Origin of the sequence: Neotamlana sedimentorum (assembly GCF_000943565.1) — a bacterium.
Lineage (GTDB): Bacteria > Bacteroidota > Bacteroidia > Flavobacteriales > Flavobacteriaceae > Neotamlana > Neotamlana sedimentorum.
Window position 1 is genome coordinate 37,650 of sequence record NZ_JTDW01000001.1, and the last position, 20,647, is coordinate 58,296.

The following is a 20,647-nucleotide window of genomic DNA, read 5'->3' on the forward strand; positions in this document are numbered from 1 at the left end:
CGCACTAGTAATGGTAAAAATGTTTTAGTTACATCTAAAAAAAAACTTGGTATTATTAATGTAATTTTAAAAGAGATTTTAAATCGTAACATCTTCCTCAAACAAATTCTGACTCATATCGTTATAATTTACGTTTTCTTTAATTAGAATATCAATAGGTAGGTATATTTTTTGTTTCGGTTTTTTCGATTTTGATAAGTAGTCCGATATAATTTTAATAGACTCGTAACCTTGTTCGAAAGGTTTTTGAGAAATTAAAAACGATACTGTTTCGCGTTGTAAGCAGGCTACATTTTGTGGTGTATTATCAAAACCAATTAAAGTAAATTTTGCGCTGTTGTTTAGGTTGTTGGCCACAGCAGAAATTCTACTTGAAGGAACAAAAATTCCGGAAATATCGTTGTGCTCTTTTAAAACGTCGTTTACCGATTGAGTTAAATTTAAAGGGTTATTAAAACCATCAACTTTTAAGGTGTGCGTAGCGTGTTCTATTTTGTTTTTAAAAAAATAATCTTGAAAACCTTTTACACGTTTAGAAATGGCATTATTATCTGTTCTGTTTTCTCTGGAAAGAATAATTAAATATTTGTTAGTTGTTGCGCTTAGGTGCATTAATTTACCAGCAATAGTTCCTGCCATAAGTGAGTCTTGCCCAACGTAAGTTAAATTATTATGGTTTTCTACATCAATATTTAAAAATTGATAAGGAATGTTTTGAGTTTCTAATTGTGATACAATTTGGGACGTTTCAGATAAAAACATGGGAACAAAAACGACAGATGAAGGCTGAGTTTTAATTAATTTTTGAAATGCTTTTAAATACGACTTAGGATCGAATTGATTGAAGTTATAAATTGCTAAATTAATGCCAAAACTCTTAATTTCTTCGGCTGCTTTTAAAATGCCAAGATAAGGTGCTTTCCAAAAAGCATCGGTGTCGTTGTAATTAGGAATTAAAACGGCAATCTCGTATTTATTTTTAGAGGCCAGTGCGCTTGCTACTGGGTTAATGCTGTAGTTTCGGCGCTCTAATATTTTTCTAATTTTTTGTTCCGTATGTTTAGAAACACCACCTCTATTATGTAAAACGCGGTCTACCGTGCCTTCCGAAACATTAGCTTCTCTAGCTATGTCTTTAATCCTTACCATGTTAATTAATTAAAACACCTCATTTTTTTTGCAATTTAGTAAAATATTCTATTTCGTCGTGTGCGAACACGAAAACATTTTTTTATATTTGCGTGTTCGCACACGAAAATAAAACTAAACATAATGAGTAAAGTAGTAGTAGTAACAGGAGCAGGAGGTGTATTATGCAGCACCTTAGCCGTAGCCTTATCAAAACAAGGACATAAAATTGCATTATTAGATTTAAATCTTGAAGCCGCACAAGCAGTTGCCAACGAGATAAACAAAATAGGAGGAACAGCCATTGGTGTTAAAGCTAATGTGTTAGAAAAAGAGTCGCTTGAGGCAGCTAAAAACGAAGTTAATTCGGCATTCGGATTATGTGATATTTTGGTGAATGGCGCAGGAGGTAATCATCCGTTAGGTACTACTTCAAATCCGTTTTTTCAGCAAGAAGATTTAAGTAATACTGTTGAAGGTTTTAAAACCTTTTTCGATTTAGATCCTAAAGGAATTGAGTTTGTATTTAACCTAAATTTTATTGGTACGCTTTTACCAACTCAAATATTTGCAAAAGACATGGTTGGTAAAAAAGGTTGTAGCATTTTAAATATTTCGTCTATGAATGCCTACACACCACTTACAAAAATACCAGCGTACAGTGGGGCAAAGGCTGCTGTTTCTAATTTTACACAATGGTTAGCGGTTCACTTTTCGAAAGTAGGAATTCGAGTAAATGCTTTGGCTCCTGGTTTCTTTTTAACCGAACAAAACAGAACTTTATTAACTAATGAAGACGGTTCGTTAACCCAACGCGGACAACAAATAATAGACCAAACACCAATGGGACGCTATGGTGAACCAGATGATTTAATTAGTACAACGCTATATTTATGCGATGAAGCATCGTCGTTTGTTACAGGTGTTGTAATACCTATTGATGGTGGCTTTAGCGCGTATAGTGGTGTGTAATTAACTAAATAAAATATAAATATGGAACAAACATGGCGTTGGTACGGGCCAAACGATCCTGTATCATTATTAGATATTAAACAAGCTGGAGCAACTGGTGTAGTTTCGGCTTTACATCATATTCCAAATGGTGAAGTTTGGACAATTAGCGAAATTGAAAAAAGAAAGCAAACCATTGAAGCCGAAGGGTTAACATGGAGTGTAGTTGAAAGTATTCCGGTTCACGAAAACATTAAAACACGCTCTGGAAATTTTCAAACTTATATTGAAAATTATAAAAAGAGTATTGAAAACTTAGCCAAATGTGGTATTAACATTGTGTGCTATAACTTTATGCCGGTGTTAGATTGGACACGTACCGATTTAGAATTTAAGGTAGAAGACGGCTCGAAAGCACTTCGATTTGATGTTACAGCATTTGCTGCCTTCGAACTTTATCTTTTAAAACGGCCTGGAGCAGAAAGTTTATATTCGAACGAGCAACAGGCAGAAGCAAAAGCTTATATTGAAAAACTTTCAGATTCCGAAAAAACCAAGTTAATTAATAATATTATTGCTGGTTTGCCAGGAGCCGAAGAAGGTTATACTCTAGAGCAATTCCAAAATATTTTAGACACTTATAAAAATATAGACGCCAATAAATTGCGCGAAAATTTAGTGTCTTTTTTAAAGGAAATTATTCCGGTGGCCTCAAATAACGGTATGCTTATGTGTATTCATCCCGACGATCCGCCATATCCAATTTTAGGTCTGCCACGTGTGGTAAGTACCGAAAATGATTATGCTCATTTATTTTCTGAAGTTCCAGATAGAGCAAACGGCATTACCTTTTGTACAGGATCGCTTGGTGTGCGCCCAGATAATAACTTAGTGCAAATTTTTAACCGTTTTGCAGATCGTGTACATTTTATTCATTTAAGAAGTACCAAACGCGACGAAAAAGGCAACTTTTATGAAGCCAATCATTTAGAAGGCGATGTAGATATGTATGGTGTTATTAAATCGGTTTTAGTAGAGGAGCGCAGAAGAAAATCGGAAGGTTTTAAAGATGCGGTAATACCTATCCGTCCCGATCATGGTCACCAAATGCTAGACGATTTAAAGAAAAAAACCAATCCTGGTTATTCTGGAATTGGGCGTTTACGTGGACTTGCAGAACTTAGAGGTCTGGAATATGCGTTACAAAAAGAGTAAAAACATAAGAATACATTAGAAATATTAATATCAAAATCAGTATTAAAACCCATACTATTATAAGGGAATTAATAAATTACAAAGGCTGTAGCAATAGTTTATTACTTCTTTTGTGCTAAAAATAAAAGAGCATTTTTCCTTTTATCGAGTTTCTTCGCTACTTAGGTAAGATTTTTTTATATTTAGCACAAAATAGTCAAACAATACAATCGATTGTATTTTGGTTTTATAAATGATTAATAGGAATATTATTAATGTGTAAATTTCTAATAATAACGTACTAAAAAAAATAAATCAAGATGTCTATTTTAAAAACCAATCAAGCTAAGTTATGAACAATCAGTTTATTCACGATAATTTTCTGCTGGAAAATAAGTATGCCGAAGAATTGTATCACGAGTATTCTAAAAATCAACCTATAATTGATTATCATAATCATTTACCACCTCAAGAAATTTTAGAAGATTCTGTTTATAATAACTTAACAAAGGTTTGGATTAATGGCGACCACTATAAATGGCGTGCCATGAGAACTTTAGGAGTAAAAGAAGAATTCATTACAGGTCATGCTTCCGATAAGGAAAAATTTATGCAATGGGCAAAAACAGTGCCTTACGCTATGCGAAACCCTTTGTATCACTGGACGCATTTGGAGTTAGCGCGTTATTTTGATATTTACGATATTTTAAACGAAAAATCGGCGGATAAAATTTACCAACAAACATCAGAAATGTTAAGCGGCTCTAATTTCAGCTGTCGTAATTTACTTCGTAAAGCAAATGTTGAATTTGTTTGTACTACTGAAGATCCAACCGATACTTTAGTGCATCACCAAGCCTTGGCTAAAAGTGATTTCGAAATTAAAGTAAGTACGGCATTTAGGCCAGACAAAGCCATGTTAATTGAAGCTGATTCTTTTTTTAGTTATTTAAAAGAACTTGGTGAAGCGGCTAATCTGGATATTAATTCCTTTACCGCTTTAAAAGAAGCATTAAAAAATAGAATTGAATTTTTTAATAAAAATGGATGTAAACTATGCGATCATGGTTTAAACCAAATGCCTTTTGAAAACTATACAGAAGCCGAAGTTAATATCATTTTCAATAAAAAGTTAAAAGCCGAAACTTTACTTCCTCAAGAAATTTTAAAGTTTAAAACGGCAATCTTAATGTTTTTATGCGAAACTTATCATGAATATGGTTGGGTGCAACAATTTCATTTAGGGCCATTGCGAAACAATAATAAGCGTATGCATAGCCTGCTTGGTCCGGATACTGGGTGGGATTCTATTGGCGATTATTCGCAAGCTGAAAGTTTATCGGCCTTTCTAAACACTTTAGATAGTAAAGATAAATTATGTAAAACTATACTGTATAATTTAAATCCAGCCGATAACGAAGTTATGGCTACCATGATTGGTAATTTTAACGACGGAAGCATAAAAGGAAAAGTACAATGGGGTTCTGGTTGGTGGTTTCTCGATCAAAAAGATGGCATGACGAAGCAACTAAACACCTTGTCTAACATGAGTTTAATTAGCTGTTTTATTGGAATGTTAACCGATTCTAGGAGCTTTTTATCTTTTCCAAGACACGAGTATTTTAGAAGAATTCTTTGTAATCTTATTGGCGATGAAATAAAACGAGGCGAATTACCAAAAGAAGAAATGCAGTGGATTGGTAAAATAGTGGCAGATATCAGTTATTTTAATGCCAAAGAATATTTTAATTTTTAAAACATAAAACTAATATAAAAACAAGCGCAAGCTAAAAGTAAGTAATGAGTAAAGTTGTAACATTTGGGGAAATCATGTTAAGATTAGCCCCACAAGGATTTTTAAGATTTTCACAAGCGAGTAATTTCGATGTTGTGTATGGTGGTGGCGAATCAAACGTTGCAGTGTCGTTAGCCAATTATGGTGTAGATGTAGATTTTGTAACGCGTTTACCAAAAAACGATATTGGCGAATGTGCCATGATGGAAATGCGCAAACGCGGCGTTGGTGTCGATAAAATAGTTTGGGGTGGCGACCGTTTAGGAATTTATTTTCTTGAAACAGGAGCTGTAAGTAGAGGTAGTAAAGTCGTTTACGACCGCGCACATTCTGCCATTGCAGAGATTGAATCAGGAATGATCGATTGGGATGCTGTTTTCGATGGGGTAGAGTGGTTTCACTGGACGGGTATTACACCAGCTATTTCGCAAGGTGCTGCCGATGTTTGCTTAGAAGCTGTTAAGGCTGCTAGCGAAAAAGGGATTACAATTTCAACCGATTTAAATTACCGTGCTAAACTTTGGAAATACTGCGACGAAGCACATAGAGAAAAAGTTATGACCGAGTTAACAGCATATTGTGATATTATTTTAGGAAATGAAGAAGATGCACACATGCACTTTAACATTCATCCAGAAGGTTTAGATGTACATAAACATGGGCACGACGTAAAAGCTGAAGCTTTCTTATCGGTGTGTAAGCAAATGATGGAGAAATTTCCAAAGGCTAAAAAAGTTATTACAACACTTCGCGGATCTATTTCTGCTTCTCATAACACTTGGGCAGGAGTTTTATATGATGGAAGCAAAATGTACGAAACACGTCAATACCAAATTACTGATATCGTAGATAGAGTAGGTGGTGGCGATTCGTTTATGGGGGGATTAATTTATGGATTATTAAAATACCCAGAAGACGACCAAAACGCCTTAGATTTTGCAGTAGCAGCGTCATGTTTAAAACACACAATTAAAGGTGATGCGAACTTAGCAACTGTTGCCGAAGTTGAAAAACTTATGGGTGGTGACGCTTCAGGTCGTGTAGCAAGATAAAAATAGCATAACAAAATCTGTCTGAAAAATTAGAAATGCACATGTAAATCTAATGGTTTAGACAGATTTTAATAAACTTTATAAAATAAAAATGGCACAATTTTCAAGATTAGAGGTCGCTCAAGTAATGAAAGATACCGGTATGGTACCTTTATTTTTTAACAGCGATATAGAATTAAGTAAAAAAGTATTAAAAGCTTGTTACGATGGTGGCGCACGCTTAATGGAGTTTACCGCACGAGGCGATTTCGCTCACGAAGTGTTTGGAGCATTAGTAAAATATGCCACCAAAGAATTGCCAGGTATGGTAATGGGTGTAGGTTCTGTAACCGATGCCGGAGCAGCTTCATTATACATGGCATTAGGAGCAAACTTTATAGTAACACCTGTTTTACGCGAAGATATAGCAATCGCTTGTAACCGTCGTAAAGTATTATGGTCACCAGGCTGTGGCAGTTTAACAGAAATAGCGAAGGCTGAAGAATTAGGATGCGAAATCGTAAAATTATTCCCAGGTGGTATTTACGGACCAAACTTTGTAAAAGGAGTAAAAGGACCACAACCATGGACAAGCATAATGCCAACCGGAGGAGTATCTCCAACCGAGGAGAACTTAAAAGGCTGGTTTGACGCTGGAGTAACATGTGTAGGTATGGGCTCGCAATTAATTTCAAAAGAAATTGTTGCTAACCAAGATTTCGATACATTAACTAAAAAAGTTGCTAGTGCATTAAGCATTATTAAAAATTTAAGAAGTTAAAAACCAACCAAAACTAAACTAATAATGAGAAACCTGATATTATTTATAACAACTGTTTTTTTGTTTACAAGTTGTGGTCAACTTAACGAAAATCGAACAATAAAATTAGCCCACGGACTCGATGTTAACCACTCGGTTCATAAAGCTATGGTGAAAATGGGCGAAGATTTAGCCAACATATCAGGTGGTAAAATGCAAATTGAAATTTACCCTAGCCAGCAGTTAGGTACCGAACGCGAATGTATCGAGTTGCTACAAATTGGAAGCCTTGATATGACTAAAGTTTCCGTAGGTGTAATGGAGAATTTTGCGCCGAGAATGAAGGTTTTCGGACTCCCATTTTTATTCAGAGATAAAACTCATGTTAATCAAATTTTAGATGGTCCTATTGGTCAAGAATTGTTAGATGAAGGCACACAATATTGGCTTAAAGGTTTAGCTTATTACGATGCTGGAAGCCGCAGTTTTTATACTAAAGATAAACCCGTAAATAATCCCGACGATTTAAAAGGATTAAAAATTCGTGTTATGGAAAGCGTAACTGCCATGAATATGGTAAACAGTTTAGGAGGTTCGGCAACGCCAATTTCTTGGGGCGAATTATACACCTCGTTGCAACAGGGTGTTGTTGATGGTGCAGAAAATAATCCGCCAAGTTTTTATTTATCAAGACACTACGAAGTATGTAAATATTACACCTTAGATGAGCATACAGTGTTACCAGATGTTTTAATTATTGGAACACATATTTGGGACGATTTAAACGAGCAAGAAAAAAAATGGCTTCAAACTGCAGTTAATAACTCGGTAGTTTATCAAAGAAAATTATGGCACGAAGCCGAGCAAGAAGCACTAAACGAAGTGCAAAAGGCTGGTGTAGAAATTATTTATCCAGACAAAACATTGTTTTCTGAAAAAGTAGAAGATGTTTATACCACTGTTAAAAAGGATAAGGATATGTATAGTTTAGTCCAACGTATTAAAAACACTAAATAAGATGGAATTAAGAAAAAAAATAGATAAAATTTTAGGCAATGCCTTAATAGTCATCATGGGTGTGATGGTTATAAATGTACTCTGGCAGGTATTTACCAGATTTGTTATGGGTACACCAAGTTCGTTTACCGACGAGCTAGCACGCTATTTAATGATTTGGTTAGGAATTCTTGGAGCAGCTTATGTTTCTGGTCGTAATATGCATGTGGCAATCGATGTGTTACCTTTACGATCAAGCAGTAAAACGCAAAAAAAAATTAAACTATTAGTTTATGTTTTAATAATTGTATTTGCCTTATTAGCTATGGTAATTGGTGGTTCGCGATTGGTTTATATCACGTATATACTCGATCAATTTTCACCGGCTTTACAAATGCCTTTGGCCGTGGTTTACGCCGCTATTCCTTTAAGTGGTTTATTAATTATTTATTACAAAGTTTCAGACATTAAAAACATTTTATAGCCATGGAATATATACCAATTATTGTTTTAGTATTAAGTTTTGTTGGGTTATTGGCTATAGGTATGCCAGTGGCTTGGAGTATTGCCATTTCATCGGTTTTAACCATGTTAGCGAGTATTCCTGCCTTACCTGCATTTACAACCATATCGCAACGTATGGGAACGGGTTTAGATAGTTTTGCTTTACTCGCCATACCGTTTTTTGTGCTCTCGGGCCAACTTATGAATAAAGGCGGAATTGCCCACCGGTTAATTGCATTTGCCAAAACTCTTGTAGGTTCGTTACCTGGTGGTTTGGCGCTTATAAATGTTATTGGAGCTATGCTTATGGGAGCTATTGCAGGTTCTGCAATGGCATCGGCATCGGCTATGGGGAGTATTTTAGGGCCAGAAATGGAAAAAGAAGGATATTCTAAAGAGTTTGGTGCTGCGGTTAATATTACATCGGCAACCACAGGATTAATTATTCCCCCAAGTAACGTTTTAATTGTTTATTCTTTGGCTAGTGGTGGTGTATCTATCGCGGCATTATTTTTAGCGGGTTATATTCCTGGTATTTTAACGGGTTTATTTTTAATGATTGTGGCCATGTTTTGGGCTAAAAAGAAAAAATATAAACTCGGAGAAAGAAGCTCGATAAAACAAGTGTTTAAAACATTTATTGATGCTGTACCAAGTTTGTTTTTATTAGTAATTGTAATTGGAGGTATTATTACAGGAATTTTTACCGCCACAGAAGCTTCGGCTATTGCGGTTTTATACACCTTGATATTGGGTTTTGCATATAAAGAAATTTCATTTAAATCCTTGCCGGAAATATTATTAGATTCTTCTGCAACTACAGCTATTGTAATGTTGTTAATTGGTGCTTCCATGAGTATGTCTTGGGTTATGTCTTTCGAAAATATTCCACAAAACATTAGCTCACTTTTATTAGGTATAAGCGACAACAAAATCATCATTTTACTTATTATAAACTTACTCCTGTTATTTGTAGGTATTTTTATGGATATGACGCCAGCGGTTCTCATATTTACACCAATATTTTTACCGGTTGTAACCGAGTTGGGTATGGATCCCATTCAATTTGGAATTATTATGGTGCTTAATTTATGTGTTGGGCTTTGTACACCGCCGGTTGGTTCGGTGCTTTTTGTTGGTGTTGGTGTAGCGCAAACAACCATTCAAAAGGTAATAAAACCTTTAATACCGTTGTTTTTAGCCATGATTTTTGCACTGTTTTTAGTAACTTACTTTCCGCAGTTAACTTTATGGTTGCCTAAGTTATTCGGATTGTAATAAGCCATTTTAAATAAGAATACATTTTCTGTAAGAAATAAAAATATAACCGACTTAAGCTTTTAAGTCGGTTTTTTAATATTAATATTATGTTCAAAAATTTAACAAATAAAGGTCTTGCGGTAGCATTATTACAGTTATCGTTTGGAATTAATTACTTTTTTCATGGCGTTGTTAGGTTGCCAAAGCTTAGTAAATTTGTAGCAGGAATGCAGGCTGGTTTTTCCGAAACACTGTTACCAGAACTATTTGTTACGCCATTGGCTTACATTATTCCGTTTGCCGAAATAGCTATTGGTGTCTTATTAATAATTAACAAGTTTGCAAAACAAACGATTATTGCGGCTTTTGTTTTAATGAATATTTTAGTTGTTGGCTCTTGCTTTGCCGAAAATTGGGCTAATGTTGGACTTCAAACAACTTATATTGGATTTTTATTTTTATTGCTTTTCTTTTTAAATGAAAAAGAAGCTTAATTTTAATTCATTCTATATTTTTCGCGGTATGCTTTTGGGCTAATGCCGGCCTTCTTTTTAAATAATCTTGAAAAGTACGGCGGATATTCAAAGCCTAATTCAAAAGCAACTTCGGCTATGGTTTTACTTGGGTTTAGCAACCTATTTTTAGCTTCATCAATTAAATAAAGCTGTAAATGTTCGGTCGATGTTTTTCCGGTTTCCTTTTTAAGTGTGTCGCTTAAATAACGCTGTGAAACCGATAATTTATGCGCGATTTGTTCTATACTTGGAATACCGTTTTCTTGAATTTCACCCGAATCAAAATAAATAGATAGTTGCTTATTAAACTGTTCAAGTAAGTCGTTTGATAGTTCTTTGCGGTTTAAAAACTGCCTTTCGTAAAAGCGATTGGCATATTTTAATAACGTGCTTAACTGCGAAATAATAATGTCTTTACTAAATTCGTCTTGATTGTTTTGGTATTCAATATCAATATTTTCTACAATTGATTCTATTTGTTTTTCTTCCTTTGGTGATAAATGAAGCGCCTCGTTTGCAGCGTAAGAAAAGAAACTATATTTTTTAATTTGATGTGCTAATTCTGTGCCTTTTAAAAAATCTTCATGAAAATTTATTGAAAACCCTTTTTGGTTGTAAACCACACTGTCGTCCCATTGCATCACTTGCCTTGGTGCAATAAAAATTAAAGCACCGTTGGTAAAATCGTATTTGGTTCGTCCATAATTTAAATCGCCTTTTACAATTTTTTTTAAGCTAATAGAATAGCAATCGTTGGTAATAGGAGGTGAACTTTCTTTTGGGCAAGGTAAAAAACCACCGCCCGATGCCGTAAATACACTAAACATAGGATGTTCTGGTCGTGGTAATTCCAGATAATCTAAATAAGCCGATAGTGTTTTAAAATGTTGCATATTAATTTTTAAGTTGGTTTTTAACGGCGATTAATTGTTTGTTATAAGCATCGATTCTGCCATGTGCGGTGCCATCAATTAATAAAATAACTACAAGCATTGCAATAGTTGTAATCATACTTGCTCGCCAAATAGGAGTTTTTAAAAATATAATTAACAAGGCACATGTTGCTATAATTATTGGTATGGTAGTAAACACTACGTTTTTATATTCTTTTAAAGTGCTTTCGGCACGCTCAAGCTCTGCTTCAACAAAAGTAACAGCGTTGTTATTATAGGCTTCTTCAAATTGTTTTATTCTAGATTTGTTGGTGTAAAACAACCCAAGGCCAATAGTTAAAAGTAAGACACCAGCAACTAAGGTTGGTATTATGTAAGCTTTAGCAATTTCGGTTTTTCCTAATTGCCAAAAACCAACACTTGCAATTAGAAATAAAATGGCGAAAATTATAAAAAATCGGGTAGAGAACACTTCGGCTTTTGCCCAATCGGTTGCTATTTTTAAAATATCCATAATTTAAGTTATTGGTTTATTCAAATTTAAACATTCCATTTTATTCTCACAGCGTCTTCAGAAACGCTCCAAAGTTTTTGCATTACAGCTTTGTCTTTGGCGTGTGGTTCTAATTTGCATTCACCAACTGGTCCTGTCCAGTAATTTTTTCCTGTTGGCCCGTAAAACCCTGCTTGATCTAAATCGGGTTCGGTAGCACACATTAATTCTGGGTATGCGCCTTTTTCTGCCGATTGTACCATAGGTGTTAACTTCATAATTTGCCAAACAAAACGAGTTAATAAACTACCGCTGGTTTTAATTAACGATGTGCTTGAAGCCCCAGGGTGACAAGCATACGTTTTTACATTGGTTTTTCCTGCTTGTTTTAATTTATCTTGTAGTTGGTAAGCCGTCATTATTTGCGCTAATTTACTCTGGCTATAGACACCGTTTGGATTATAGTTTTTATCCCAGTTTAAATCGTTGAACTGAATGGTTTTTATTCCTAAGTTATAACCCATACTGCCAACAGTTACAATGCGCCCGTTTGAGGCTTCAATTCTAGGAAAAAGTAATGCTTGTAACAAAAAATTGCTATAATGGTTTACTCCCATTTGGCTTTCTACACCATCAACCGTAAAGGTTTGTTTAGGCACTTGTGCAATGGCAGCATTTAGCATTAAGGCATCTATTTGTGGTACGGTTTTAAGCACTTCTGCAGCGGCTTCTTTTACCGATGCTTGCGATGCTAAATCCATGCGAATATTAGTAACATTAATGGTATTACCAAGTTCGTGTTTTAAGGTGGCTATTGTAGCTTCTGCTTTTTGCACATTACGGTTAAGCATCACTACTTTTGCGCCTTTAGATAGTAATATTTTTGCAGCTTCAAAACCGGTACCGCTGGTTGTACCAGTTATAACAAATGTTTTGCCGTTTAAGTCTTTTATTCTGTTGGGTGTCCACCCTTTTTTTCCAAATTTAGTTGTACTCATCATCTAATGTTTTAATGATTTAAAATAATAGTACAAAGGTAACCTTGGAGTAGATGTTGCGACTTACACAATTTTTCGAATTTTGTATACTTTTTGGTTGTTGCGGCTATTTTACAGCGAATTGCGAGCTGTAAAGTAGCATATTTTAGTAGCAATCACTTTTAATTTGCTGCTTATTTTGGTAATAACTTAAAGGTTTGTTGTTGTATTTTGTAACAATATCTTCAAGCACAGCCAGCACACTTTTGTACATGGCAAGCGAGCCACAAACCATAATAATACCATTGCCATATAAAGTTTTTGCAATGGCTTCAGCATCATTTAAAAGAAGATCTTGAACGTAATGTTTCTCATTTACACGAGATAATGCTAAGGTAAATGAGCTTAATTTTTCAGATGAAATACATCCATCAATTTGATTTTTATAAAGTTGAAATGAAGCCTCGGTGCGCAAACCTAAATACAAATGCGTTGTTGTATTTTTATTTTGATTAAGCATGCCTAAAAAAGGAGCAATTCCGGTACCGTTTGCAATCATTATAACTTTGGAAGCGTTTTTTGGAAAATGAAATGCTGAATTTTTTACCAAACGCGCTTTTATTTTTTCGTTTACTTCTGAAGCAAATAGAAACCCAGAGCCTAAACCGTTTTTATGAAGTTTTACACTTAATTGAATGTTACCATTTACTTTTCCAATAGAATATAACCGTTCGCGATGATCGTTTTTTGGGTAAATAGCAAGCAAATCGCCAGAAGTGAACTTATGATGTGTTTTGGGTTTTAAAGTGAGTAAAAACGTATCGTCGGTATTTGTTTTGGTTTTACTTAAAACCTTTAATTTTTTAAGTTGTTTGGGTTTTGTAGTTAAAACTTGTTCTTCAATTTTAACAGGAATACCAGAAGCATCGCTCCATTGCGAAGTCCATTGGTTAAAAGCTTCAACCGATTTATCGTTAATGGTAAAAATAGGTAAAAGTTGTTGGTGCTTTTGCTGAAGTGTTTTATCAACATCCATCGCAAATTTGCAAAAATCTGGATAAGCCAAAGAGCCCAAACCAACTACCGAAAATTTTAAATTGTCTTTTAAATTTTCAGATTTAAACGTTTTAAAGAATTGATTCGCGTTTGTTGGCGCTTCACCTTGGCCATAAGTTGCGGTTATTATTACCATTTGTTTGGCTTCGGGGAAATTGGTGAAGTTATTCATTTCGGTAATAAATGCGTTTTCCCCTTTAGAAATTAGGGCTTTGTAAAAGGCGTTGGCAAAAGTAAAAGTACTTCCGTTTTCCGAGCCAACAAGAATTATAATATCAGCCTTATCGGATTTATATTTATTTTTTATACGCGTTTTTCGTCGGTTTAAAGTCATCGCGAAGCCCGAATAAATAAAAAACAGAATGTTTATTGAGGCAATAATTAAAATAACCGACCATAAAATACTGCCTTTTCCGGTGTGCAGATTTAAACTTAAGCTGGTAAAAATATTAACTAAGGGTGTTTTAGTTTCACTTAAAACAGTTCCAGTAATTTGATTTATAAGAAGTTCTTTAGTTTTAAGTGTTAGCGTAAAATAATCTTCAACATCTGGAGAAAAAGGAAATTCTATAGCTTTTACTTCGGAAAGTGGCGTGTTTTTAAATACTTCAATTTCAGAAAGTTCAACTTTTGGTGTTTCAGAAATAGCGTCAAAATCAATAGCGTGTTCCGTTTTGTTTTCTGGAAGTAATTGAAATTTATCGAGCGATAAATACACACCAGTTGCTGTAATAATTAAAATAGGAATTAGCAACAAACGCCCTAAAACCACATGCCAATATTGGTTGAAATTATCGTTTACAATTTTGGCAAAAAACTGCTTAATAGCACGTTGGCGTTTTAAAATTAAAACGGTTCCTGTAATGGCAATTAAAAACAATAAAAAGGAGCAAAGCCCAACAAAAAAACGACCAATACTTTTTAAAAATAACGAACGGTGTAAACTGGTTACCCATTGAAAAAACTTTGAAGGTTTAATTTCTTCACCTAAAAATTGAGCGGTTTTTGGGTTAAAATAGCCCTCTAAATTATCGCCATCTTCTGTAAAAACTGATGCGATAACAAAATTGTTATCATCAACTTTTATATCAATAATTTCAGGGTAAGTTGCTTTAAAAATCGCAATGGTTTCAGCAACTGTAATGTTGTTAAGGTTTTCGGTGTTGTAGGGTTGAAGTTGTTCTGAAATAGGTTGAAACCCTAGAATTATCCCTGTTACCGAAGCAAGTATTATAAAAACAAAAGAAGATACAGCCAAGGCTAAATGGCTGTATCTCCAAATGGAAATGGTCATATCTTAATGTTTTAAGACTTATTTTTTGCGTTTGAAGCGATTATGAAGGCTTCAAACTTTATAACGATTTAATTAGGCATCATTCGAATGTAGCGAATAAAGCCTTTGCCTTCGTGTTTTGCTTTAATGTTTGCAGAAGTTAGCTCGAATTGAACATCTTCAACAATGTATTCATCATCTTCAACTGCAGTTTCAAAACGAATACTATATCCAGCATCAATTTTAGAATCTTCAATATTTATAACTTCAATAGCACGCTCGCCACCAGCAATAGTTTCACCAGTAATAGCATCTATATTGTTACGTTTTTTCCCGTAGAATTTCCACCATTCTTCAACGGTGTTAAACCATTCATCATCATCACCTTTTACATATAAGGTTTCGTCGTATTCGCCTTCTGGATTAATAAGCGAAATAACTACGTAAGCACCATGACCTGTATAATTTGTCATTTGAATCATGCACTTGTATTTTGTAGATTCTGATGTTGTAAAAGCGACTAAGCTTAGCAATATTACACTTAAAAGTGTTATATATTTTAATTTCATATTCGTGTATTTTTTAAGATCCTGAAACGCTCAGGATGACTATATTTTAGTTATTTTAAAAAGTCTACAGAAACGTTATTCGCTTTAAGTAATTCGTTTTCTTGAGCTAAATCGAAGGCCGTTTCTTCAAAATTGGTAGTAGCAGTTTTGTTTGCCCCGTTTTTAATTAAATATTTTAAAATTTTATCGTCTTTAGCTTTCATTGCAGCTAAAAGTAAAGCCGTGTTACCTTCACTGTTTTTAGCGTTTATATCTTGATTAAATTCTGAAGCTAATTTAAGTAACTTAAAACTATTTTTTTCGATAGCAAAATGGTACCAAGTGTTACCATTTTTTTGTGGTGTACTTAAGTTGTAACCTAATGTTTTTAAGGTTTCTAATTTTTCAGTGAAATCTTTTTCAGAACGCTTTGAGTAGTTACTAACTAAATAATATGAAAGGTTATTTCCTTTATTATCGGTAGCATTTAAATCGGCCTTGTTTTCAGCTAAAAAAGTAACCACATCAGCTTTGTTAGATCGCACAGCAAGCATAAGTGCAGTTTCGCCGTTTTTGTTTTTTAAGTTGATATCTTTTACGTTTTTATAAAGCGCTTTAACAACACTTAAATCGTTTCTATTAACCGCATTTAAAAATGGCGTATTACCATGTTTGTCTGTAGCGTTAACACTTAAACCTTTACTTATTAAATAGTTTATAACGTTTACATCTTTGCTACGAGCTGCTGCAATGTGTAAAGGAGTTTGGTTGTCGTGGTTTGTAGTATTTGGGTTTAAACCTTGGGCTTCTAAATATTTAAAAACACTAACGTCGTTAAAAGAGCGTCTTTGTCCCATGGCAGCAAAAGTAAAAGCTTGGTCGTTACCTTTTATTCCTTTAGCCATAAGTTTATCTAAAAGTTTGGTGTTACCAGTTCTTGCAACATAGTTAAATGCGCCGTTTCCGTTAGCATCAACATCAGAAAGACTTAAACCTTTTGAAGTAAAGTACTCGGTAAGCTTAAAATCTTCATCTTTAGTAATAGCTAATAATAGGGCATTTGCCCCATCGTGATTAACATCTTCTTTTAAATTTGCGCCTTTGGCTATAAGTAAATCGTAAACTTTTGTGTTTGTTACACCAGTGTTTGCTGCAAAATTTAACGGTGTGTAGTCGTGATCATCTCTAATATCGGTTTTTGCTCCGTTTTCAAGCAAGTAGCTCATAAATTTATCGTTACCACTGTAGGCTGCCCAAAATAAATAGGTTCTGCCATCGTGTGTTAGTTTATTAATGCTATTACCTTCTTGTTGTTGCATAAACACCAAAGTTTCGTAAGGTGCTTTTTGTAAAATAGCATAAACTAAACCATCAAAATGGGCTTGGTTGGCTTCTGTAGGATTATTGCCTTCAGCTATTTTAGTTTTTACTGTTTTTATGGTTGGCTTTGTATCCCAAAATTCGCGTTTTAAAAATATGTTGTCCTGCGAAAAGCTTTGTACAGTTACTAAAAGTAGTAAAGCTAAAAGTGATAATGTTTTTTTCATCTTATTTTTTTACAAATGATTCTATTATTGGATTAATTGTTTCTGCGGAGTTGTAGTTTTCGGCATCGAATAAATATTTATACAATACTTTGTTGTCTACTTTTTCTTCAAGTATTAAATCGGTATTTCTTGAAAATACATCGTCCCATTTGGCACGAACTATTGCCCATTTAGCTTGGTTTTCTTTCCAGTAGTCTTGAGCTGCTTTACACTTGGTATCATCGACTTTTACATAAGTGTTAAAGCCTTTTTCCTGTGCAATAATTACGTCTGGTTTTCCGTCTTCACGAATTACTTTATCGTTGTCTTGGTCGTGAATCCAACCGTTTGCAACAATTTCGTGTCGGTTTCTTCTGGTAGTTACGTTATAATCGCTTCGTTTTGTGTATTCACGACGTGGTAATGGAGCCGATGTTTCGTTTTCCCAATAGCTTTTCCCATCAACATGAACCCAGGTTGAAGAACCTTCGTAGCGCGGACTATCATCAACTTGAAACACTTTTTGAGTCCACTGACCTTTCACGTCATTTTTAGAAAGTTGTACAAAATCCCATTTGTTATCGTGGTTGTACTGGTATAAATTGGTGTTTTGGTATTCCCAATCTTGTCTCCAGTGTTTTACAATATAAGGTTGTGTTGGCGGGCCAACAATTAATAAATGTTGCATAGATATTTTATTATCTTCATCTTCAACAAGTTGCACCCATTCTAAACCTTTATCATGTTTGGTTTTAGATGCTATGTAGGTAGAATCTTCAACATACTCGAAAGTTTCAGCAAAATTAAAATTTACTTCATAACAACCACACATGCTTTTAATAGCATCTTGATCTTGTTTTTTCTTGTTTTGAGCTATTACCGTAGAAACAGATAATAGTGTTAAAGTTAAAATAACTATTTTTTTCATTTTATTTAGATTGGTTTTAAATAACATTTATATATTTGTGACAAATTTAAATAGAATGAGTCTAAATAAAAATAAAATTATAATTTATTTTTTAACTTTTGTAAGTTATTTTGCTGTAGCTCAAAATGAAAAAACAAAAGTAACAGATTCTTTACCAGAAGCTTTAGAAGAAGTTATGGTAACGGCCACTCGAACGGTTAGGCAATTATCTTCGGTTCCTTTACCTGCACAAATTGTATCGAAAGTAGATATTATTCAATCTAACTCCATTAGGTTAAGCGATATTTTAAACGAACAAACCGGATTAATTACCGTTCCAGATTTTGGTGGAGGAGAGGGCATTCAACTTCAAGGTTTAGATTCTCAATACACTTTAATTTTGGTTGATGGTGTACCGCTAATTGGCCGTTCTGCTGGAACTTTAGATATTTCTAGACTTACTGTTGGCAACATAAAACAGATTGAAATTGTAAAAGGAGCATCGTCTAGTTTATATGGTAGCGATGCACTTGGTGGTGTTATTAACATAATTACAGAAAACCCTAAACCAGGTTTTAAAACCGACTTAAATTACAGATTGGGCGCTTTTAATACAAACGATTTAAGTTCTTCAATTAGCTATTCTAAGAAAAAATTGGCAACTAGTTTTTTTGCAAATAGATACAGTAGTTCTGGTTACGATTTCGACGAAACAGATGCTTTAAATACCGTAGAACCTTTTGTTAATTATACTTTAAACGGAAAAATAAATTATCAATTTAACGATAAAACATCGTTAACTACTTCTGGACGTTATTATTATCAAAATCAAGATTATGTCGCTGCTGAAACTATTGCCGGAGAAAGCAACATAAATGAGTGGAATACACATGTAAAACTAAATCATGATTACAATAATAAATGGAGTAGTTACTTAGAGTTTTATGCTTCAAGATATAAAGCCGAAGAATATTTAAATAATAATGATGGTAGCTTATACAGCAATAGTTATTACAATCATTTTTTAGTTCGCCCCGAAATTAGAGCTAATTTTAAACCAACAGCAAAAACAACTTTTACAGGTGGTTTAGGGTTTAGCCATGAAACTTTAGATAGAACTTATTTTACAAGTACCCCAATTTTTAATTCGCCTTACGTGTATTTACAATATGATGGTTATTTAAATGAAAACCTAAATGTAATTCTTGGTGCTCGTTTCGATAGTCATAATAAATACAAATCTCAATTTAGTCCTAAAGCTGCTTTGCGTTATGAAATTAATACAAAACTGGCGGTAAAAGGTTCTGTAGGTTATGGTTATAAAGCGCCAGATTTTAGGCAACTGTATTTCGATTTTACAAACTCAACCGTGGGTTATACGGTTTTAGGATATAACACAGTAACTACAAAAATTCCAGAATTAGAGGAACAAGGAGAAATAGAAAATATTATAGTTCCAATTTCAAATTACGACGATGCGCTTTATCCAGAAAGTTCAATGAGTATAAATTTTGGTGTAGATTATAAGATTGCTTCTTCTTTAAAATTATCTGTAAACATCTTCAGAAATTTAATAGAAAATTTAATAAACACCCAAGTTATAGCAACAAAAACCAACGGCCAAAACGTGTTTAGTTATTATAATGTAAACCAAGTTTACACAAAAGGTGCCGAGTTTAATGCACACTGGAAACCTAACAATAACTTAAAAATTTCAGGAGGTTACCAATTGCTTTATGCAAAAGATAAAGAAGCCGAAGAAGCATTTAAGAATGATGAGGTTTTTGCTAGAAACGAAAGCGGATCTTCTTTTCAGCTACAAGAGTCAGATTATTTTGGGTTGTACAACCGATCAAGACATATGGCGAACCTAAAAGTGTTCTATAATATTCCGAAAATAAATTTAGATGCAAATCTTAGAGCGACTTACCGAAGTAAATATGCTTTATACGACAGTAACGATAATACTTATTTAGATGATTACGATGATTTTGTATCGGGTTATTCGGTTATAGATGTCGCGGTAAATAAAACTTTTTATAAAAATTACACGGTTGGTATTGGTGCAGATAACCTTTTTAATTTCACCGATACTCAAAATATAACCAATATACCAGGACGCATTTTATACGGGAAAATCAACATTAAATTTTAATATATCTTATGAAAACAATTAAATATTTATCACTTTTAGCTTTATTTATAGGGTTTACATCTTGTAGTACAGATGATGAAAATTCTGAACCAGAATTATTAGACACAGAAACTGCTACAGTTAGTAATTTAGCAGCAGTGCAAACGGCAGATTACACTACAACACCTGCAACCATTACAGGCGATTATACTCGTTTTTCTTTTGAAAGCGGAAGCATTGTAACAGACGATAGTTGGGATTTAGCCTTCCGTGGCACAACCATTATTGTAAATGGAGGAACTGCAGTTTCAGATGATGAGCCTGAACGAACTGGAACGGCAGGAGCTTACATTGCAACCGGAACTTTAGATGGTATTACAGAGGTAGATACCTCGTTATTTGTTAGCGATAGCGAAACCGATGGCTTAGCTATAACCACTGGTTCTGGCAATGGTTGGTATAGTTACGATTACTCCACACACATTATATCACCAATTGTAGGTAAAATAATTGTAGTAAGAACGAGCAGTAACACTTATGCAAAAGTTGAAATTTTAAGTTATTATTTAGATAGCGATACCTCTAGCGATTCGCAGTATTACACGTTTAACTATGTGTATCAACCAAACGAGGGAGAAACTACGTTTTAGTTATTTAAATTTGAATTAGTTTTTTTGTAAAGCCCTTCACATAATTTTGTTAAGGG

At 34.0% G+C, this 20,647-nt stretch carries 19 protein-coding genes; 11 read left to right on the plus strand and 8 right to left on the minus strand.

All coding sequences use genetic code 11. The features are described from left to right. Positions 1–78 precede the first annotated feature (78 nt). Positions 79–1,149, minus strand: a complete 1,071-nt coding sequence (locus PW52_RS00140) for a substrate-binding domain-containing protein (RefSeq protein ID WP_044630904.1) — start codon at positions 1,147–1,149, stop codon at positions 79–81. 60 nt (positions 1,150–1,209) lie between these two features. Between PW52_RS00140 and PW52_RS00145 the strand changes: the two genes are divergently transcribed. The 9 genes from PW52_RS00145 (at position 1,210) to PW52_RS00185 (ending at position 10,113) form a co-directional block, all read left to right on the plus strand. Beyond that, a complete protein-coding gene (locus PW52_RS00145) occupies positions 1,210–2,100 on the plus strand; it encodes an SDR family oxidoreductase (protein ID WP_316930108.1) in 891 nt (296 codons plus the stop codon). A gap of 21 nt (positions 2,101–2,121) precedes the next feature. Further along, complete coding sequence (gene uxuA, locus PW52_RS00150; protein WP_044630906.1) at positions 2,122–3,294, plus strand: mannonate dehydratase; 1,173 nt, start codon at positions 2,122–2,124, stop codon at positions 3,292–3,294. Positions 3,295–3,625: 331 nt separating this feature from the next. Next, positions 3,626–5,029 (plus strand): glucuronate isomerase, encoded by a 1,404-nt coding sequence (uxaC, locus tag PW52_RS00155; protein ID WP_044630907.1) that lies wholly within the window; start codon positions 3,626–3,628, stop codon positions 5,027–5,029. Between the two features lie 44 nt (positions 5,030–5,073). Then, entirely contained in the window at positions 5,074–6,120 is a 1,047-nt protein-coding gene (locus PW52_RS00160) for a sugar kinase (protein ID WP_044630908.1), read from the plus strand. Between the two features lie 91 nt (positions 6,121–6,211). After that, the gene (locus PW52_RS00165; protein ID WP_044630909.1) at positions 6,212–6,880 is read left to right on the plus strand and encodes a bifunctional 4-hydroxy-2-oxoglutarate aldolase/2-dehydro-3-deoxy-phosphogluconate aldolase; all 669 of its coding nucleotides are present in this window, start codon (positions 6,212–6,214) and stop codon (positions 6,878–6,880) included. A 24-nt stretch (positions 6,881–6,904) separates the two neighbouring features. Beyond that, positions 6,905–7,876 carry a TRAP transporter substrate-binding protein gene (locus PW52_RS00170; protein ID WP_044630910.1) on the plus strand — a complete coding sequence of 324 codons (972 nt, stop codon included), beginning with the start codon at positions 6,905–6,907 and terminating at the stop codon, positions 7,874–7,876. A gap of 1 nt (position 7,877) precedes the next feature. After that, on the plus strand, positions 7,878–8,339 hold the full coding sequence (locus PW52_RS00175) for a TRAP transporter small permease (RefSeq protein WP_044630911.1): 462 nt from the start codon (positions 7,878–7,880) through the stop codon (positions 8,337–8,339). A gap of 2 nt (positions 8,340–8,341) precedes the next feature. Continuing rightward, positions 8,342–9,637, plus strand: a complete 1,296-nt coding sequence (locus PW52_RS00180; protein WP_044630912.1) for a TRAP transporter large permease — start codon at positions 8,342–8,344, stop codon at positions 9,635–9,637. A gap of 89 nt (positions 9,638–9,726) precedes the next feature. After that, entirely contained in the window at positions 9,727–10,113 is a 387-nt protein-coding gene (locus PW52_RS00185; protein ID WP_044630913.1) for a MauE/DoxX family redox-associated membrane protein, read from the plus strand. Positions 10,114–10,115: 2 nt separating this feature from the next. Here the strand turns inward: PW52_RS00185 and PW52_RS00190 are convergent, their stop codons facing one another. The 7 genes from PW52_RS00190 to PW52_RS00220 form a co-directional block, all read right to left on the minus strand. Further along, positions 10,116–11,027: a helix-turn-helix domain-containing protein gene (locus tag PW52_RS00190; RefSeq protein ID WP_044630914.1), complete on the minus strand. Its 912-nt coding sequence runs from the start codon at positions 11,025–11,027 to the stop codon at positions 10,116–10,118. Between the two features lies 1 nt (position 11,028). Continuing rightward, on the minus strand, positions 11,029–11,541 hold the full coding sequence (locus tag PW52_RS00195) for a hypothetical protein (protein WP_044630915.1): 513 nt from the start codon (positions 11,539–11,541) through the stop codon (positions 11,029–11,031). A gap of 26 nt (positions 11,542–11,567) precedes the next feature. Further along, entirely contained in the window at positions 11,568–12,518 is a 951-nt protein-coding gene (locus tag PW52_RS00200; protein WP_044630916.1) for an SDR family oxidoreductase, read from the minus strand. Positions 12,519–12,663: 145 nt separating this feature from the next. Continuing rightward, a complete protein-coding gene (locus PW52_RS00205; RefSeq protein ID WP_044630917.1) occupies positions 12,664–14,847 on the minus strand; it encodes a PepSY domain-containing protein in 2,184 nt (727 codons plus the stop codon). Between the two features lie 68 nt (positions 14,848–14,915). After that, positions 14,916–15,395 carry a DUF2271 domain-containing protein gene (locus PW52_RS00210; protein WP_044630918.1) on the minus strand — a complete coding sequence of 160 codons (480 nt, stop codon included), beginning with the start codon at positions 15,393–15,395 and terminating at the stop codon, positions 14,916–14,918. Positions 15,396–15,445: 50 nt separating this feature from the next. Further along, positions 15,446–16,921 (minus strand): ankyrin repeat domain-containing protein, encoded by a 1,476-nt coding sequence (locus PW52_RS00215; RefSeq protein WP_044630919.1) that lies wholly within the window; start codon positions 16,919–16,921, stop codon positions 15,446–15,448. 1 nt (position 16,922) lies between these two features. Beyond that, entirely contained in the window at positions 16,923–17,828 is a 906-nt protein-coding gene (locus PW52_RS00220; protein ID WP_044631269.1) for a DUF6607 family protein, read from the minus strand. 55 nt (positions 17,829–17,883) lie between these two features. Between PW52_RS00220 and PW52_RS00225 the strand changes: the two genes are divergently transcribed. Together PW52_RS00225 and PW52_RS00230 are read left to right on the plus strand one after the other, a co-directional pair. Beyond that, positions 17,884–19,962, plus strand: coding sequence for a TonB-dependent receptor plug domain-containing protein (locus PW52_RS00225; protein WP_044631270.1), 2,079 nt, complete (start codon positions 17,884–17,886; stop codon positions 19,960–19,962). Between the two features lie 8 nt (positions 19,963–19,970). Continuing rightward, positions 19,971–20,591: an HmuY family protein gene (locus tag PW52_RS00230; protein ID WP_044630920.1), complete on the plus strand. Its 621-nt coding sequence runs from the start codon at positions 19,971–19,973 to the stop codon at positions 20,589–20,591. Positions 20,592–20,647 lie beyond the last annotated feature (56 nt).

Bases quoted from the DNA above. Each gene is read 5' to 3' on its own strand.
- PW52_RS00140 (WP_044630904.1), bottom strand. From the start codon at position 1,149: ATGGTAAGGATTAAAGACATAGCTAGAGAAGCTAATGTTTCGGAAGGC.
- uxuA (WP_044630906.1), top strand. From the start codon at position 2,122: ATGGAACAAACATGGCGTTGGTACGGGCCAAACGATCCTGTATCATTA.
- uxaC (WP_044630907.1), top strand. From the start codon at position 3,626: ATGAACAATCAGTTTATTCACGATAATTTTCTGCTGGAAAATAAGTAT.
- PW52_RS00160 (WP_044630908.1), top strand. From the start codon at position 5,074: ATGAGTAAAGTTGTAACATTTGGGGAAATCATGTTAAGATTAGCCCCA.
- PW52_RS00165 (WP_044630909.1), top strand. From the start codon at position 6,212: ATGGCACAATTTTCAAGATTAGAGGTCGCTCAAGTAATGAAAGATACC.
- PW52_RS00170 (WP_044630910.1), top strand. From the start codon at position 6,905: ATGAGAAACCTGATATTATTTATAACAACTGTTTTTTTGTTTACAAGT.
- PW52_RS00175 (WP_044630911.1), top strand. From the start codon at position 7,878: ATGGAATTAAGAAAAAAAATAGATAAAATTTTAGGCAATGCCTTAATA.
- PW52_RS00180 (WP_044630912.1), top strand. From the start codon at position 8,342: ATGGAATATATACCAATTATTGTTTTAGTATTAAGTTTTGTTGGGTTA.
- PW52_RS00185 (WP_044630913.1), top strand. From the start codon at position 9,727: ATGTTCAAAAATTTAACAAATAAAGGTCTTGCGGTAGCATTATTACAG.
- PW52_RS00190 (WP_044630914.1), bottom strand. From the start codon at position 11,027: ATGCAACATTTTAAAACACTATCGGCTTATTTAGATTATCTGGAATTA.
- PW52_RS00195 (WP_044630915.1), bottom strand. From the start codon at position 11,541: ATGGATATTTTAAAAATAGCAACCGATTGGGCAAAAGCCGAAGTGTTC.
- PW52_RS00200 (WP_044630916.1), bottom strand. From the start codon at position 12,518: ATGAGTACAACTAAATTTGGAAAAAAAGGGTGGACACCCAACAGAATA.
- PW52_RS00205 (WP_044630917.1), bottom strand. From the start codon at position 14,847: ATGACCATTTCCATTTGGAGATACAGCCATTTAGCCTTGGCTGTATCT.
- PW52_RS00210 (WP_044630918.1), bottom strand. From the start codon at position 15,395: ATGAAATTAAAATATATAACACTTTTAAGTGTAATATTGCTAAGCTTA.
- PW52_RS00215 (WP_044630919.1), bottom strand. From the start codon at position 16,921: ATGAAAAAAACATTATCACTTTTAGCTTTACTACTTTTAGTAACTGTA.
- PW52_RS00220 (WP_044631269.1), bottom strand. From the start codon at position 17,828: ATGAAAAAAATAGTTATTTTAACTTTAACACTATTATCTGTTTCTACG.
- PW52_RS00225 (WP_044631270.1), top strand. From the start codon at position 17,884: ATGAGTCTAAATAAAAATAAAATTATAATTTATTTTTTAACTTTTGTA.
- PW52_RS00230 (WP_044630920.1), top strand. From the start codon at position 19,971: ATGAAAACAATTAAATATTTATCACTTTTAGCTTTATTTATAGGGTTT.